Annotated in this window: 16 protein-coding genes and 1 riboswitch; of the genes, 9 read left to right on the top strand and 7 right to left on the bottom strand. The window is 62.5% G+C overall.

From position 1 onward, the window contains the following. Positions 1–82 precede the first annotated feature (82 nt). Both BMH52_RS00660 and BMH52_RS00655 read left to right on the top strand, forming a co-directional pair. A complete protein-coding gene (locus BMH52_RS00660) occupies positions 83–1279 on the top strand; it encodes an amino acid aminotransferase (RefSeq protein ID WP_073842547.1) in 1197 nt (398 codons plus the stop codon). Between the two features lie 106 nt (positions 1280–1385). Next, positions 1386–1595 (top strand): hypothetical protein, encoded by a 210-nt coding sequence (locus BMH52_RS00655; protein WP_005789784.1) that lies wholly within the window; start codon positions 1386–1388, stop codon positions 1593–1595. 106 nt (positions 1596–1701) lie between these two features. On the opposite strand, the gene BMH52_RS00650 is transcribed toward BMH52_RS00655, so the two are convergent. Then, positions 1702–2574: a LysR family transcriptional regulator gene (locus BMH52_RS00650; protein WP_019820847.1), complete on the bottom strand. Its 873-nt coding sequence runs from the start codon at positions 2572–2574 to the stop codon at positions 1702–1704. A 254-nt stretch (positions 2575–2828) separates the two neighbouring features. Between BMH52_RS00650 and BMH52_RS00645 the strand changes: the two genes are divergently transcribed. Next, positions 2829–4223: an aldehyde dehydrogenase family protein gene (locus tag BMH52_RS00645; RefSeq protein WP_073842709.1), complete on the top strand. Its 1395-nt coding sequence runs from the start codon at positions 2829–2831 to the stop codon at positions 4221–4223. Positions 4224–4234: 11 nt separating this feature from the next. On the opposite strand, the gene BMH52_RS00640 is transcribed toward BMH52_RS00645, so the two are convergent. Further along, the gene (locus BMH52_RS00640) at positions 4235–4636 is read right to left on the bottom strand and encodes a helix-turn-helix domain-containing protein (protein WP_038450891.1); all 402 of its coding nucleotides are present in this window, start codon (positions 4634–4636) and stop codon (positions 4235–4237) included. A gap of 99 nt (positions 4637–4735) precedes the next feature. On the opposite strand from BMH52_RS00640, the gene BMH52_RS00635 reads away from it, so the two are divergent. Then, positions 4736–5857 (top strand): NADH:flavin oxidoreductase, encoded by a 1122-nt coding sequence (locus BMH52_RS00635; RefSeq protein ID WP_038450893.1) that lies wholly within the window; start codon positions 4736–4738, stop codon positions 5855–5857. 14 nt (positions 5858–5871) lie between these two features. Here the strand turns inward: BMH52_RS00635 and BMH52_RS00630 are convergent, their stop codons facing one another. Continuing rightward, positions 5872–6177, bottom strand: a complete 306-nt coding sequence (locus BMH52_RS00630; RefSeq protein ID WP_072433780.1) for a protealysin inhibitor emfourin — start codon at positions 6175–6177, stop codon at positions 5872–5874. A gap of 29 nt (positions 6178–6206) precedes the next feature. Next, the gene (locus tag BMH52_RS00625; RefSeq protein ID WP_014719172.1) at positions 6207–7268 is read right to left on the bottom strand and encodes a M4 family metallopeptidase; all 1062 of its coding nucleotides are present in this window, start codon (positions 7266–7268) and stop codon (positions 6207–6209) included. A 136-nt stretch (positions 7269–7404) separates the two neighbouring features. On the opposite strand from BMH52_RS00625, the gene BMH52_RS00620 reads away from it, so the two are divergent. From BMH52_RS00620 to BMH52_RS00605, 4 genes are all read left to right on the top strand, one after another. Further along, on the top strand, positions 7405–8334 hold the full coding sequence (locus BMH52_RS00620; RefSeq protein WP_073842545.1) for a DNA/RNA non-specific endonuclease: 930 nt from the start codon (positions 7405–7407) through the stop codon (positions 8332–8334). A 118-nt stretch (positions 8335–8452) separates the two neighbouring features. Next, positions 8453–8646: riboswitch (cobalamin riboswitch) on the top strand. Positions 8647–8760: 114 nt separating this feature from the next. Beyond that, entirely contained in the window at positions 8761–9771 is a 1011-nt protein-coding gene (locus tag BMH52_RS00615) for an ABC transporter substrate-binding protein (protein WP_038450897.1), read from the top strand. Further along, the gene (locus tag BMH52_RS00610; protein WP_003192595.1) at positions 9768–10772 is read left to right on the top strand and encodes an iron ABC transporter permease; all 1005 of its coding nucleotides are present in this window, start codon (positions 9768–9770) and stop codon (positions 10770–10772) included. Before BMH52_RS00615 ends, BMH52_RS00610 begins: the two co-directional genes overlap by 4 nt. After that, entirely contained in the window at positions 10769–11533 is a 765-nt protein-coding gene (locus BMH52_RS00605) for an ABC transporter ATP-binding protein (RefSeq protein WP_073842543.1), read from the top strand. The genes BMH52_RS00610 and BMH52_RS00605 overlap by 4 nt, the downstream gene beginning before the upstream one ends. Before the next feature lie 153 nt (positions 11534–11686). Here the strand turns inward: BMH52_RS00605 and BMH52_RS00600 are convergent, their stop codons facing one another. Genes BMH52_RS00600 through BMH52_RS00590 form a run of 3 tightly spaced genes read right to left on the bottom strand, consistent with a single transcriptional unit; the run spans position 11687 to position 13537 of the window. After that, complete coding sequence (locus BMH52_RS00600) at positions 11687–12178, bottom strand: GNAT family N-acetyltransferase (RefSeq protein ID WP_073842541.1); 492 nt, start codon at positions 12176–12178, stop codon at positions 11687–11689. Then, positions 12168–13097, bottom strand: a complete 930-nt coding sequence (locus tag BMH52_RS00595; RefSeq protein ID WP_073842539.1) for an alpha/beta hydrolase fold domain-containing protein — start codon at positions 13095–13097, stop codon at positions 12168–12170. Before BMH52_RS00595 ends, BMH52_RS00600 begins: the two co-directional genes overlap by 11 nt. Next, positions 13097–13537 carry a TspO/MBR family protein gene (locus BMH52_RS00590; protein ID WP_003192600.1) on the bottom strand — a complete coding sequence of 147 codons (441 nt, stop codon included), beginning with the start codon at positions 13535–13537 and terminating at the stop codon, positions 13097–13099. Before BMH52_RS00590 ends, BMH52_RS00595 begins: the two co-directional genes overlap by 1 nt. Positions 13538–13701: 164 nt before the next feature. Here BMH52_RS00590 and chrA point away from each other — a divergent pair, with 164 nt between their 5' ends. Continuing rightward, a complete protein-coding gene (gene chrA, locus BMH52_RS00585; protein WP_073842537.1) occupies positions 13702–14901 on the top strand; it encodes a chromate efflux transporter in 1200 nt (399 codons plus the stop codon). The last annotated feature ends 2 nt before the right edge of the window (positions 14902–14903 follow it).

Genomic DNA, 14903 nt, shown 5'->3' with positions numbered 1-14903 from the left:
AGCTCCCCGTTTGTGCACCGCTCTAGTGCATTCGGCTGGAGCGCGACACGTCCCTCCTACCCCCCATAGAGCTGCCGCAAAAATGAGCCTGTTCTCCGCTGTCGAAATGGCACCACGCGATCCAATCCTGGGCCTCAACGAAGCATTCAACGCCGACACACGGACCACCAAGGTGAACCTTGGCGTGGGCGTTTACTGCAACGAGGAGGGGAAGATTCCACTCTTGCGTGCCGTTGCCGAAGCGGAAGCCATTCGTGTGGCGCAACATGCCGCCCGTGGCTACTTGCCAATCGACGGCATCGTGGCGTACGACCAAGCCGTGCAAAAGCTGCTGTTTGGCGCTGAGTCGCCGCTGTTGAGCGCCGGCCGTGTGATTACCGCCCAGGCCGTGGGCGGCACAGGCGCGCTGAAAATCGGCGCCGACTTCCTCAAGCAACTGCTGCCCAACGCCGTCGTCGCCATCAGCGACCCAAGTTGGGAAAACCACCAGGCGCTGTTTGAAAAAGCCGGTTTCCCGGTGCAGGCCTACCGCTACTACGACGCCGCCACCCACGACGTGAACCGTGCCGGCCTGCTCGAAGACCTCAACGCCCTGCCGCCACAGTCCATCGTGGTGCTGCACGCCTGCTGCCATAACCCGACCGGCGTCGACCTCAGCCCGGCCGACTGGCAAAACGTGCTGGACGTGGTCAAGGCCAAGAACCTGGTGCCGTTCCTCGACATGGCCTACCAGGGCTTCGGCGACGGCATCCACGAAGACGCCGCCGCGGTGCGCTTGTTCGCTGAATCGGGCCTGACCTTCTTTGTGTCCAGCTCGTTCTCCAAGTCGTTCTCCTTGTATGGCGAACGCGTAGGCGCGCTGTCGATCGTCAGCGACTCCAAAGAAGAAAGCGCGCGCATCCTGTCCCAGGTCAAGCGTGTGATTCGCACCAACTACTCCAACCCGCCGACCCACGGCGCAGCCATCGTCGCCGCGGTACTCAACAATCCGGAACTGCGTGCCCAGTGGGAAGCCGAACTGGCCGAGATGCGCCTGCGCATCCGCGGTATGCGCGAGCAGATGGTCGCCGAACTGGCCAAGGCCGCGCCAAGTCACGACTTCAGCTTCGTTGGCCGCCAGCGCGGGATGTTCTCCTACTCCGGTTTGAGCGTTGAGCAAGTCACCCGTCTGCGCAGCGAGTTTGGTATCTACGCACTGGATACCGGCCGTATCTGCGTAGCGGCGCTGAACCAATCGAACATTGGTGCCGTGACCAAGGCGATTGTCGAGGTGCTGTAAGCAAGCCGGCAAACGTAAGACGAAGGGGGAAGCCACTGGCTTCCCCCTTTTTATTGGCGAACACACTAGACTGAACGCCGACTGCCTCTTTGCTGCGAGAACCCTAATGAGAAACGATGACCTGGACCTGCGCGCCGACCGCGACGAACTGCACGACTACGCCCCACGCGCACCGCAAGCCAAGCGCCAGAAGAGCCTGGTGTTGCAGGTTGCGCTGGGAGTATTCCTCGGTGGGTTGGCGTTATGGCTGGTACAACTGGGCGCGACGGCAATCATGGCCAAACTGGCCATGGGCACCCTGCAGTTCGGCGGCTGATGTACGACACCTGTGGGAGCTGGCTTGCCTGCGATAGAGGCGGTTCAGTTAAAGATTCATTGACTGACACACCGCTATCGCAGGCAAGCCAGCTTTCACATTTGATCTAGGATGCTGGCAGATTGCGTTCTTCCAGCAGTTTTACGAAGCTGTTCAAGCTTTGTGACACCGTGCCCCGCCGCCAGATCAGCCAGGTATTCAAGATACGAAATGTGTCGGGCAGCGGCCACACACTCACCGCCGCACACCCCGGCATACTCTCCAGCATGCTGCGTGGCATCAGCGCCAGCCCGGCCCCGGCGCTGACACAGGCCAACATGCCGTGGTACGACTCGATCTCGAAGATCCTGCCCGGCACCGCGCCATCCTGTGAGAACCAGCGTTCGAAGTGATGCCGGTAAGAGCAGTTGGAGCGAAACGTATAGATGTTCTCGCCATTCACATCCTGGCCGCGGGTGATCGGCGCGTGATGCAGTGGCGCAATCACCACCATCTCTTCCTCGAACACCGCCACACCCTCTAGCGTGGAATGCAGCACCGGCCCATCGACAAAGGCCGCCGTCAGCCGGCCCGACAGCACACCTTCGATCATGGTGCCCGAGGGACCCGTGCTCAGGTCTAGCTCGACCTTGGTGTATTGCTGGTTATACGCCGCCAGTAACGCAGGTATACGCACGGCCGCCGTGCTCTCCAGCGAGCCCAGGGCAAAGGCGCCTTGGGGCTCCTCCCCCGCCACCGTCGCACGGGCTTCTTGCACAAGGTCGAGAATGCGCCGCGTATAGCCAAGGAAATTCCACCCGGCCGGCGACAGGCGCAGGCGGCTTTTCTCGCGGATAAACAACTCCACGCCCAGGTCCTGCTCCAGTTGTTTGATGCGCGTGGTGAGGTTCGATGGCACGCGATGAATCAACTGCGCGGCGGCGCTGATGCTGCCTTGCTCGGCAACGGCCTTGAAGATTTCCAGCTGCACCAGATCCAAATCATTCTCCAATCATGTACATGATCGTTCCCACGCTCTGCGTGGGAACGCTGCCTCGGACGCTCCGCGTCCGATCGTTGGCGCATAGGTCTTTGACGCGGAGCGTCATGGGATGCATTCCCACGCAGAGCGTGGGAACGATCTAATATCCAATTCATTCTCCATTCATGAACGTATTGCTTAATATTATTCAGTTTCCAGAAAACATACAGCCCCGTACGCTGGCCCCATTCCTCATTCAGCCGGACGGTGCCATGAACAATGCTATCTCCCACCAGACCCACGCCCTGTCGATCAACCCCGCCAGCGGCGAAACAGTCGGCAGCTACCCCTATGAAAGCGCGGAACAGCTGAACGCCGCCCTCGCCCGCTCGACCGATGCCTTCCGCACCTGGCGCCGCACGCCTGTGAGCCAGCGCGCCGAATACCTGCTGGCCCTGGCTGCCGCCCTGCGTGAGCAAGCTGAAGACATGGCGCAAATGATCACCCTGGAAATGGGCAAACCCATCGCCCAGGCCCGTGCCGAAATCGAAAAGTGCGCCCAACTGAGCGAATGGTACGCCGCCCACGGCCCGGCCATGCTCGCCCCGGAGCCCACCCTGGTGGACAACGGCAGCGCCCGGATCGAATACCGCCCACTGGGCCCGATCCTCGCGGTAATGCCGTGGAACTTCCCGGTATGGCAAGTACTGCGCGGCGCGGTGCCGACCCTGCTTGCCGGCAACACCTACGTGCTCAAACATGCGCCCAACGTAATGGGCAGCGCCTACCTGATCCAGCAAGCGTTGCGCAAAGCCGGTTTTGCCGAAGGCGTGTTTGAAGTCATCAACGTAACCCAGGACGGCGTGTCCACCGCCATCGCCGACCCACGCATCGCCGCCGTGACGCTCACCGGCAGCGTGCGCGCCGGCATCGCCATCGGCTCACAGGCCGGGGCCGCGTTGAAGAAATGCGTGCTGGAACTAGGCGGCTCCGACCCCTTTATCGTGCTCAACGACGCTGACCTCGACGCCGCCGTACAAGCCGCCGTCATCGGCCGCTTCCAGAACAGCGGCCAAGTCTGCGCCGCCGCCAAGCGCTTGATCATCGAAGCGGGCGTGGTTGAAGCCTTCACCGCCAAATTCCTAGAAGCCAGCCGCGCCCTGGTAATGGGGGAACCCACCTCGACCGCCACCTATATCGGCCCCATGGCGCGCTTTGATCTGCGTGACGAACTGCACGGCCAGGTCCAGGCGACCCTGGCAGAAGGCGCCACGCTGCTGCTGGGTGGCCATAAAGTCGCGGGCGCGGGCAATTACTACGAACCGACCGTACTGGCCGACGTTACCGACCAAATGACGTCGTTCAAACAGGAACTGTTCGGCCCCGTGGCCTCGATCATCACCGCCCGCGACGCCGAGCACGCCGTGGCGCTGGCCAATGACAGCGAGTTTGGCCTGACCGCGAGCATCTTCACCAGCGACTCGGCAAAGGCGCGGGCTATTGCCGATCAGTTGGAAACCGGCGGGGTCTTTGTCAACGCGTTCAGCGTCTCAGACCCGCGGGTGGCGTTTGGCGGCGTGAAGAAAAGCGGGTTCGGCCGCGAGCTGTCGCACTTCGGTGTACGCGAGTTCTGCAACGCACAAACGGTGTGGCTGGACCGCAAGTAAAGCTGCAACGGCTAGGCGTCGTCGGTGCGCGCATCGAACGCCGCCTGCGCCTGCAGCACCGCTTCCGAATGGCTGAGCGTCCAGGCGTAAAGCGCCTTGAACGGCTCTTCCAGCGTCCCCCCCAGCGGCGTAATGCTGTACTCCACCGCCACCTGCGAAGACGCGATGACCCGGCGCGCCAGAATGCCACTGCGCTCAAGACGGCGCAGGCTCTGGGTCAGAGCTTTTTGCGTGATGCCGTCCAGGCGACGCCTGATTTCATTGAAGCGCAACGGTTTTTCGCACAAAGAGCCCAGTATCAGCACCGACCACTTGTCGGTGATCTGATCAAGCAATAATCGGCTGGAGCAATCGGCTTTGAATACCTTGGGCACGGTACCGTCTTGAGTCAGCGCCGGGTCATGATCGAGCATGTGGTTTCCTCTGGGATACCTGATAGCTTTAAAGTGCCTAATTGATATTAGGTATACACAATATACTATCAAGACTCATTTCAAATGGAGTCTCTGGCAATGAGTGTTACGAATCTGGATGCTTTGTTTCAGCCATTTGCGCTGAAATCCCTGGCCCTGAAAAATCGCATCGTCATGGCACCCATGACCCGTTCGTTTTCCCCCACCGGTGTACCAGAAGAAAACGTCGCCGCCTATTATCGCCGACGTGCCGAACACGACGTCGGGCTGATTCTCTCAGAAGGCACCGCCATTGATCGCCCCGGCGCACGTAACGACCCCGGCGTCCCGCTGTTCCATGGCGACCAGGCATTGGCGGGCTGGAAACAGGTCATCGACGGCGTGCATGCGGCAGGCGGCAAAATGGGGCCGCAAATCTGGCATGTCGGATCGGTGGGCAATCCCTTCAACGACTGGGCGCCCGAGACAGGTATCGAAGGCCCTTCCGGCCTCGCCGCACCCAGTACGCCACGCGGTGACGCGATGAGTGATGAAGCCATCGCCGATACGATTGCGGCTTACGCCAAGGCGGCTGCCGACTCCAAACGGTTAGGGTTTGATACCGTTGAAATACACGGTGCACACGGTTACTTACTCGATCAGTTCTTCTGGGAAGGCACCAATCAGCGTCCCGACCAGTTCAATGGCGCATCCATCAAGGAGCGCTCGCGTTTCGCCGCAGAGGTGGTCAAGGCGATACGTGCAGCAGTAGGCCCGGCGTTCCCCGTGATATTGCGGGTGAGCCAGTGGAAGCAGCAGGATTACAGCGCGCGCCTGGTGACCACGCCGAACGCCATGTCGGACTGGCTGGTGCCGTTGGTGGAAGCGGGTGTCGATATCCTGCATTGCTCACAACGGCGTTTCTGGGAAGCCGAATTTCCCGAACTGGATGGCGAGCAGGGGCTGAACTTCGCCGGCTGGGCCAAGAAACTCACCGACGCGGCGACCATCAGCGTGGGCTCGGTCGGCCTGTCCGGGGACTTTCTTGCCGCCTTCGGAGGCGAAAGCTCTCAACCCGCCAGCCTGGATAATCTAGTGCACAGGCTTGAACGCGAAGAATTTGACCTCATCGCCGTTGGCCGCGCATTACTGAGCGACCCACAGTGGGCCAGCAAAATTCGCACGGGAGAGACCTCCAGCCTGAAAGCCTTCAGCCCATCTGATCTTGCTGAGCTCATCTAGCCAATAGGCCCAAGTCAGCCCCGACTATGCCGTCGCACGCACTGCACCAACCCGTCCAGTGCCGGGGGATTCACCGGCGCGAGCACACAAACCGTGTGCTCACGCTTGCCCTCCGCCACTGTCAGGGTGTAATGCACCCGGCCTGGGTTGCCAGGCTCGGGATCGGTACTTTGTGGCAACTTGAAAAAATCCGACGCTTCAATCAGTTGCCGCAACTCCTGCTGATCAGGCTCGGGCAGCGCGTCCAACTCCACCGTGCGCGGCTTGGCCAACCCCGGAAAAAACGCCGGTCCGCCGCTTTCCTTGATCGAAATTCGCATGGCTGTTCCTCGCCGCACAGGCGGCTTCGTCAAACGTTTATGCCCACCGCTTTCCAGCCTTCCTTGACTGCCTTTTGCTCAGCTTTGTTCACACCATAAAGCTGGCCGGCAATATCGTGCGTGATACGTGCAAAACGCAAAAACCCGGAATTGGGCCGCAACCGCGAATCGCGCAGTGCGTCATACCAGATACGCCCGGCACGCTCCCAGGCGAACCCGCCAATCCGGGTGGCCACCTGATAGAACGCGTGGTTGGGAATGCCAGAATTGATATGCACGCCACCATTGTCCTCGTAAGTGTGCACAAAATCATCCATGTGCCCAGGCTGCGGGTCTTTGCCCAGCAGCTTGTCATCAAACGCAGTGCCTGGCGCCTTCATCGAGCGCAGCGCCGTGCCCTTGATCTTTTTGGTAAACAGCCCCTTGCCGATCAACCAGTCGGCGTCCTCGGCCTTTTGCTTCAGCGCGTACTGCTTGATCAGCGAACCAAACACATCCGACAACGACTCGTTCAGCGCACCGGATTGATTAAAATACATCAGCTTGGCTTCATCCTCGGTCACGCCATGGGCCAACTCATGGCCAATGACGTCGAGTGCCACGGTGAAGCGGTTGAACAGCTGCTGGTCGCCATCGCCGAACACCATCTGGGTCGAATTCCAGAACGCATTGTTATAGTCCTGGCCGAAGTGCACCGTGGCGTCCAGCGCCATACCCGCATCGTCGATGGAGTTGCGGTCGAAGACCTGGTCGAAAAAGTCGAAGGTTGCGCCCAGGCCGTCATAGGCTTCGTCCACCGCGGCATCGCCACTGGCGGGCTGCCCTTCGCCGCGAATCAGCTTGCCGGGCAGGCTGTCGGTGTTTTCGGCACTGTAGATCGAGCGTTGCTTCTCGGCGCCCACGGCCAGTGCCATGCGGGCCGGGCCCTTGGCGGGTACCGCGACCATACGCAACGAGCGGAACGTGCTGTCCTTGGCGCGCGTGCGTAATGCGACCTCCCGTTGGGCTTTATCCCCGTGGCGGGCGATCTGGTCGAGCATGTACGGCGGGATCAGGCAAAAAATCGGGTTGCGCAGTTGGCGAACACACATGAGCTGGCTCCTTTTTGGCGTGTGATGAACGTCCGGGTAACGGTTTTCAGGATAGTCCTGAGTTCGCCACCTGGGCCAAATTGTCATGAGTTTGTGTTTCAGTGGTGTTTATCCGAGGCCCATAAGGAACATGCCCATGCCTGCCCGCACAGCTAACATCGACCTTTCCCATCGCCCAAGGCTCGCCGACCTGCGCCCATTGGTCGCAGCCAGCCCCAGCCTGCTGGAAGCCAGAGCCGCGACGCCGCGTGTCACAGCAGCCAAGGACCTCAAAAACCGCGCGGGCTATGCCGACGACTTCCTCAGCGACTTCGTGGTGCCATGGCCCACGGTTGACCAGCCACTGGCAGGCGACGTGCAACCCAAGCGTCTGGACTACACGCATTTCTCCATCACCCTGTCGCGCTCTCGACGACTGGCGCTGTACGTGGGGGTGAATATCGACGGCGCCAAGCATGTAGACATCACCCGCAGCAACGACACCTGGGCCTACGATGGTCGCCTACCCCTGGAGGCGCAGGTAGGTGAAGAGCTCTATGCCGGCAATGGCCTGGACCGCGGCCACCTGGTACGGCGCCAGGATCCCAATTGGGGCGACGAGGCGACCACCGCCAACTTCGACACCTTTCACTTCACCAACTGCTCGCCACAGATGAGCGGCTTCAACCAGAAGACGTGGCTGGAACTCGAAGACTACATCCTCGACAACACCCAGCGCTGGAAAGCCCGGGCCACGGTATTTACCGGACCAGTGTTCGCCGATGACGACCGACTTTACCGTGGCGTGAAAATCCCCAAGGCGTTCTGGAAAGTGGTGGCCTACCTCAGCGACGAGGGCAAGCCGTCCGCCAGCGCCTACATGATCGACCAAAGCCGCGAGCTGGGCCAACTCGACCTGGTATTCGGCCCGCTGCGAACCTACCAGCGCAGTGTGATTGCGATCGAACAATTGACCGGCATCCGCTTCGCCAACCTGGCCGACTACGACGGCTTCAGCAACGAAGAGCGCGCCACAGGCACCCGGATCGAAGCGCTGATCCGCGGCCCCCAGGATATTCGGCTCTGACGCTTCTTTTGTAGCAGCGAGCTTGCTCGCGAAGACCAGGAAAGCGCCGCGGGGCATCAGGTGCCCAGCGTTATCGTTGACGACCTTCGCGAGCAAGCTCGCTCCTACAGGGATGATCGCTTACCATACGGCCGCCGGTTCCCGTATGGGACTAACAGGGAATTCGAAACGCCGCACGCGGCGTGAACCGAAACTGCCCCCGCAACTGTAGATGCCGAGCCTGCCCTTGAATGCCACTGGACCACGTCCGGGAAGGCGGGGCATGGCGACGACGCATCAGTCAGGAGACCTGCCGGCCCAGCTAATTCACTAACCGGCGGGGTGTCCGGGAAGGACATCCTGGCCCTGCGCATCAGCAGCGCCCATGGGCGTATTTCCGAGCCGTACCTCCCCTGCTGCACCTACGGTTCACAAGGAGATCGCCTCATGCTGCCACGCGTTACCGCCCTGATCGCAGGTTTGAGTGTGTGTGCCCTGGCGCAAGCCGCGCCCACTCAGTACCCGCTGACCCTGCAAAACTGCGGCAGCACCCTGACCTTCCAGCACGCCCCCGCCCGCAGCGTGACCATCGGCCAGGCCGCCACCGAGATGCTCTACGCCCTGGGTGTGGGCGACAAGGTGGTCGGCACTTCGCTGTGGTTCAACAACGTGGCGGCGCAGTACAAGGCCCAGGACGATCACATCGAGCGCCTGGCCAACAACGAGCCCAGCTTTGAAGCCGTACTCGCCAAGCGCCCGCAACTGGTGGCCGCCGAGCTGGAATGGGTGGTGGGCCCCCAAGGCGTGGTCGGCACCCGTGAGCAGTTTCATGAACTGAAGATCCCCACCTACCTGTTGCCGTCCGACTGCGAAGGCAAGGACAACCTGGTGGGCGCCGATGGCACGCGATTGGAGCCCTTTCGCATCGAGACGATCTACCAGAGCCTCCAGCAACTGGCGCAGATTTTCGACGTGCAGGATCGCGGCCAACAACTAACCGACGAACTCAAGGCGCGCCTGGCCAAATCCGTCGCCACGGCCCAAGGCAAGGGCTTGCAGCAAGCCAGTGCACTGGTGTGGTTCTCCAGCGCCGAAATGGCCAGCGACCCTTACGTAGCCGGCCACAAAGGCGTGCCGCAATTCATGCTGCAAGCCCTTGGCCTGCGTAACGTGGTGCAGTCCGATGAGGAGTGGCCCGCCGTCGGCTGGGAAACCATCGCCAAGGCCAATCCCACCTTCCTGGTGATCGCACGCATGGATCGCCGTCGCTACCCGGCCGACGACCATGAAAAGAAACTCGCCTTCCTGCGCAGCGACCCCGTGACCCGCAACATGGACGCGGTGAAGAACAACCGCATCATCATCCTCGACGCTCTGGCCTTGCAGGCGAGCCTGCGCACCTTCGAGGGCCTTGAACAACTGGCGGCCGCCATTGACGGCTACCACCTGGGCCAATGATGCGCACCCTACTCGCCCTGGCGTTGCTGCTGCTCGCCCTGCTCGCTGGCGTCGCCATCGGTGAAACCGCCATCGAACCGCAGGTAGTGCTGCAGGTGCTCGCCAATAAACTCTGGGCCGCCGGCTATGTACTGGACCCCATCGACGAAGGCGTGGTGTGGAACTACCGCCTCACCCGTGCCCTAGTGGCCGCAGCTTGCGGCGCAGGGTTGGCAACGTGCGGGGTGATCCTGCAATCGCTGCTGCGTAACCCGCTGGCCGACCCGTACCTGCTGGGCATCAGCGCCGGCGCGTCAACCGGCGCGGTGCTCGTGGCCTTGATCGGCGTGGGCGGTGGCCTGGTGTCGTTGTCGGCGGGCGCGTTTGTGGGGGCGATGGCGGCCTTTGCGCTGGTGACGCTGCTGGCGCGGGCCAGCGGATCGTCCAGCGGTACCGGGCAGATCATCCTCGCGGGCATCGCCGGTTCACAGTTGTTCAATGCCCTGACGGCCTTCCTGATCACCAAGTCGGCCAGCTCCGAACAAGCCCGCGGCATTATGTTCTGGCTGCTGGGCAACCTCAGCGGCGTACGCTGGCCGTCGGTGTGGTTGGCGGTGCCGGTGGCGGTCGTGGGGCTCGCGGTGTGCCTGTGGCACCGGCGTGCACTGGATGCGTTCACCTTCGGCAGCGACTCGGCGGCCTCCCTCGGCATCCCGGTGCGCCGCGTGCAATTTGTGCTGGTGGCCTGCGCCGCGCTGGTGACGGCGGTGATGGTGTCCATCGTTGGCTCCATCGGGTTTGTCGGCTTGGTGATTCCCCATGCGGTGCGCCTGTTGCTTGGCACCGGGCATTCGCGCTTGCTGCCGGCCAGCGCCTTGGGGGGCGCGCTGTTTCTGATCGCTGCAGACGTGCTGTCGCGCACCTTGATCAAGGGCCAGGTGATTCCGGTGGGGGTGGTGACCGCATTGGTAGGCGCGCCGGTGTTTGCGCTGATCCTGATTGGCCGGAGGAATGCGCGATGAGCGTGCTCAGTTGCCGCAGCCTGGGCTTCAAAGTGCGTGACGCGCAGTTGCTGCGTGACATCGACCTGGACGTGCAGTTGGGTGAGACCCTGGGTATCGTCGGGCCCAATGGTTCAGGCAAATCCACCCTGCTCAAATTGCTGGCTGGTTTGCGTGTGCCGGCCAGCGGTGAGGTTCGCCTGGGTGGCAAGCGGCTCGGTGAGTTGTCGCGCCGCACCATCGCGCAACAGCTGGCGGTGGTGGAGCAACAGGCCGACACCGACGACGCCATCCGTGTGTTCGATGCCGTGGCCCTGGGCCGCACGCCATGGCTGTCGGCGTTGAGCCCGTGGTCACGCGAGGACGACGCCATCGTGCACCAGGCCCTGCATGACGTAGACGCCACCCACCTGAGCCAACGCGCCTGGCGCAGCCTCTCCGGTGGCGAGCGCCAGCGCGTGCACATCGCCCGCGCCCTGGCGCAACGCCCGCAGATTTTATTGCTGGATGAGCCGACCAATCACCTGGATATCCAACATCAACTGGCGATCCTCAAAGGCGTGCAAGGCTTGCCAGTGACCACCTTGATTGCGCTGCATGATTTGAACCAGGCGTTGACCTGTGATCGCCTGGCCGTGCTGGATCGCGGGCAACTGGTGGCGCTGGGCGCGCCGCTGCAAGTGCTGACGCCACAGCGCTTGCAAGAGACCTTCGGCGTGCAGGGGCATTACCTGACGGACCCGTTCGACGGCGCGCAAATCCTGCGCCTGCGCTCCAACTGAATCCGTAGGTTGGGGCAGCTTGCTCTGGTGACGGTCTGACGGCCAACTGCGGTCCAAATGTGGGAGGGGGCTTGCCCCCGATGAGGGAGTGTCAGCAAATACATCGGTGATTGGCCCACCGCTAGCGGGGGCAAGCCCCCTCCCACACTTCACCTACAGAGGCCGATGCATGTGGGTGGTTTGCCATATCGGGTCGGCCTCGACATCCACCACCTCAAACCCCTGCCTGCGCCAGAAATCAATCGCACCGGGCAGAAACGGATGGGTATGCAAGTACATCATCTCCACGCCATCGGCCCGCGCCAGCGCCTCCAGCGAGCGGTATAACCGGCCCGCCAGGCCCAAGCGTCGCGCTGCCGGGAGCACATACAGGCGCACGACTTCCACCGTGTTGCGCCCCTGGTAGTTCAACTGCGGGAAGCGGCCGTCATAGGGCCGATAAGCCACCGAGGCAACGATCCGGCCTTCGGCACGAGCAATCAAAAACCGCCCGCCACCCTCAAGGTAGATCGCTTCAAACTGCGCCAGATCGTGGGGGACACCGGTGGCACTGAGCGTGGGAAACAGTTCATCCCGCGCCAGCAAAGCGAAGCTCAGCACCTGGGGAATGTCAGCGGCCTGCACCGCCTCGATACTAACGCTCATCGCCAAGGATGCGGCTCGTTATCCACTGGCGAGCGTAAGCCAACACGCGATCGGCCATCGCCACCGGAAAGTGAATAAACCCGTGTGCCGCTTCTGGCAGCAAATGAGCCTCCACCGTTGGCCATCGCTCGGCAATCAGCAGGGTGTCATCCTTGAGCGGGTCCAGTTCACCCACAAACATCAACGCGGGCGGCAGCCCTTCAAAGTCCCCATACAAGGGCGACAAAGGCGGCTGCCGGCGCGCCTCATCGCTGATCCCCGGCGTCAGCAGGCGCAGCGCCTGGACCATGCCAGGACCGTCCAGCAACAAGGTGCCCGGCCCGGCCGTGCGCACACTGGGCGTGCCGGTCAAATCGTAGACGCCGTAATACAACACCGCGCCGCTTACCCGCTGGAGCAACTCGGGCCATTGCTTGAGCGCCAACAAAGTGGCCGCCGCCAAGTGCCCGCCGGCCGATTCACCGACAAAAAACACCGGCAGGCCGGCAAACTCCGGGCAGTCCGCCAGGAGCCAGCGCGCAGCCGTCAGGCAGTCTTCCAGCAGCCCTTCAATTGGCGTATCCACCGCCAGCCGATAATCCACCGACACCACCGCCACGTCGCACGCATTCACCATGCCGAGGTTCAGGTCGTCATCCATTTGCGCATTGCCGATCACCCAGCCACCGCCATGGATGTCCAGCACTACGCCTTTGGGCCTGCCATTGGGGCGCAAGATGCGCACGGGCACCGTGCCCAGCCTTTTCAGCTCAACCACGGGCGCCTTCTTGAACGTCTGGCTAGCGCGTAGCAGTGCCTGGATCAGACGCGGCGTCACGCGGTTGCGTACTTTAAAGCGCGGCATCCACGCCAGTCTCTGATTGAAGCGGCGCATCTGGGCCAGTTCGGGCTCGCTGGCAGGCCAATGCTGGTAGGCCATCAGCGGTTATTGCGCAGGATCGAGAAGTTCAACGCCGCGGCCACGCACAGCCACGCCAGATACGGGAACAGGATCAGCCCGGTGATCAAATCCAGGCGCACGGCCAGCACCACCATCGCTGCCACGGTGAGCCACAAGAGCACGATTATCACCATCCCGGCGAACAACCGATGGGCACCAAAGAACACCGGCGTCCACAGGGTGTTCAACGCAATTTGCGCCGCCCACAGGGCCAACACCATTTCGCTGCCGGGGATCAGGGTCAAGCGGTAACCGGCCCAGGCCAGCAGCAGGTAGATGATCGTCCAGGCCACTGGGAACAGCCAATTGGGTGGGGTGAAACTGGGCTTGACCAGGGATTCGTACCAGGCGCCGGGTTTGAAGATCACGCCAGTGCTGGCGGCGGCGGCGCAGGCAAGCAGGAAGATGAAAAAGGTCATGGTCGGTCCTTGAGGTCCAGTGGATGGAAAACAGTACACTGCTTTTAAGTGACTCAAGCAACCGCGGATAAATTCAATGGGGGCGGCAAAATACCCGCGCTTCTACGCGTCATGAAAATTGGTTATGGTCGGCGAAATCCAGCACCGTTGCCCGAGACATCCCCTTGCCCCAGCTTACCGATCACCGCAGCCGCCCCTGGTCAGTGTTCCTGATCTTCCTGCGCCTGGGCCTCACCTCTTTCGGCGGGCCGATTGCACACCTGGGCTATTTTCGCCAAGAGTTCGTCACCCGCCGCCGCTGGCTCAGCGAGCGCAGCTATGCCGAACTGGTCGCCCTGTGCCAGTTCCTCCCAGGCCCGGCCAGCAGCCAGGTCGGTATCGCGTTGGGCCTGTCCCAAGCAGGTTACCGGGGCGCGGCGGCAGCCTGGGCCGGGTTCACCTTGCCGTCGGCCATCGCCCTGATTCTGTTTGCCCTGGGGCTGGCCCACTACGGCGGCGCCCTCCCCCATGGCGCGCTGCACGGCCTCAAGGTTGTCGCCGTGGCGGTGGTGGCCCAGGCCGTGTGGGGCATGGCACGCAACCTGTGCCGAGGCGTTTTACGGGTGGCGTTGATGTTGATCGCCGCCTGCGTGGTGGTGCTGCAACCCTCCGCCTGGGCTCAGGTCGGGGTCATGGTGGCTGCAGGCGTGGCTGGCCTGTTGTTGTTCAAGCCCGAGAGCAGTGCCGAGCCCGACGCCCTGCCCATCGCCATCAGCCGCCGCACCGGAGCCCTGTGGTTGATGCTGTTTTTGCTGTTGCTGGTGGCCTTGCCACTCCTCGCCGCATGGGCGCTCAACCCCACGCTGGCGCTGGTGGACGCCTTCTACCGCACCGGCGCGCTGGTATTCGGCGGCGGCCACGTGGTGTTGCCATTGCTGCAAGCCGAAGTGGTGCCCAGCCAATGGGTCAGCAACGATGTATTCCTCGCCGGCTACGGCGCCACTCAAGCTGTGCCCGGCCCACTATTCACCTTCGCCGCCTTCCTCGGCGCCTCCATGACCCACGCCCCGAGCGGTTGGCTTGGCGGGGTGATCGCGCTGCTGGCGATCTTCGCCCCGTCGTTCCTGCTGATCTTCGGCGCCTTGCCCTTCTGGGCCGACCTGCGCAAAAGCCCGCGTACCCAGGCGGCGCTCGCCGGGGTGAACGCGGCGGTGGTTGGCCTGTTGTTGGCGGCGCTGTACCAGCCGGTGTGGACCAGTGCGATTTTCAATGGGTATGACGCCGCACTGGCGTTGCTCGCACTGATCGCGCTGATGGTGTGGAAGCTGCCGCCATGGTTGGTGGTGTTAGGTTGCGGCGTACTCGGGGGGTTACTGGATTTGTGAGC

Origin of the sequence: Pseudomonas sp. BTN1 (genome assembly GCF_001907715.1) — a bacterium.
Lineage (GTDB): Bacteria > Pseudomonadota > Gammaproteobacteria > Pseudomonadales > Pseudomonadaceae > Aquipseudomonas > Aquipseudomonas paracarnis.
Note: the sequence above shows the minus strand (reverse complement) of the source record. Positions and strands in the feature narration are given on the sequence as shown.

Excerpts from the sequence above, each read along its gene's own strand:
- BMH52_RS00660 (WP_073842547.1), top strand. The coding sequence starts at position 83 with ATGAGCCTGTTCTCCGCTGTCGAAATGGCACCACGCGATCCAATCCTG.
- BMH52_RS00625 (WP_014719172.1), bottom strand. The coding sequence starts at position 7,268 with ATGTGTGTTCGCCAACTGCGCAACCCGATTTTTTGCCTGATCCCGCCG.
- BMH52_RS00605 (WP_073842543.1), top strand. The coding sequence starts at position 10,769 with ATGAGCGTGCTCAGTTGCCGCAGCCTGGGCTTCAAAGTGCGTGACGCG.
- BMH52_RS00615 (WP_038450897.1), top strand. The coding sequence starts at position 8,761 with ATGCTGCCACGCGTTACCGCCCTGATCGCAGGTTTGAGTGTGTGTGCC.
- BMH52_RS00655 (WP_005789784.1), top strand. The coding sequence starts at position 1,386 with ATGAGAAACGATGACCTGGACCTGCGCGCCGACCGCGACGAACTGCAC.
- BMH52_RS00620 (WP_073842545.1), top strand. The coding sequence starts at position 7,405 with ATGCCTGCCCGCACAGCTAACATCGACCTTTCCCATCGCCCAAGGCTC.
- BMH52_RS00630 (WP_072433780.1), bottom strand. The coding sequence starts at position 6,177 with ATGCGAATTTCGATCAAGGAAAGCGGCGGACCGGCGTTTTTTCCGGGG.
- BMH52_RS00640 (WP_038450891.1), bottom strand. The coding sequence starts at position 4,636 with ATGCTCGATCATGACCCGGCGCTGACTCAAGACGGTACCGTGCCCAAG.
- BMH52_RS00645 (WP_073842709.1), top strand. The coding sequence starts at position 2,829 with ATGAACAATGCTATCTCCCACCAGACCCACGCCCTGTCGATCAACCCC.
- BMH52_RS00635 (WP_038450893.1), top strand. The coding sequence starts at position 4,736 with ATGAGTGTTACGAATCTGGATGCTTTGTTTCAGCCATTTGCGCTGAAA.
- BMH52_RS00590 (WP_003192600.1), bottom strand. The coding sequence starts at position 13,537 with ATGACCTTTTTCATCTTCCTGCTTGCCTGCGCCGCCGCCGCCAGCACT.
- BMH52_RS00595 (WP_073842539.1), bottom strand. The coding sequence starts at position 13,097 with ATGGCCTACCAGCATTGGCCTGCCAGCGAGCCCGAACTGGCCCAGATG.
- BMH52_RS00610 (WP_003192595.1), top strand. The coding sequence starts at position 9,768 with ATGATGCGCACCCTACTCGCCCTGGCGTTGCTGCTGCTCGCCCTGCTC.
- BMH52_RS00600 (WP_073842541.1), bottom strand. The coding sequence starts at position 12,178 with ATGAGCGTTAGTATCGAGGCGGTGCAGGCCGCTGACATTCCCCAGGTG.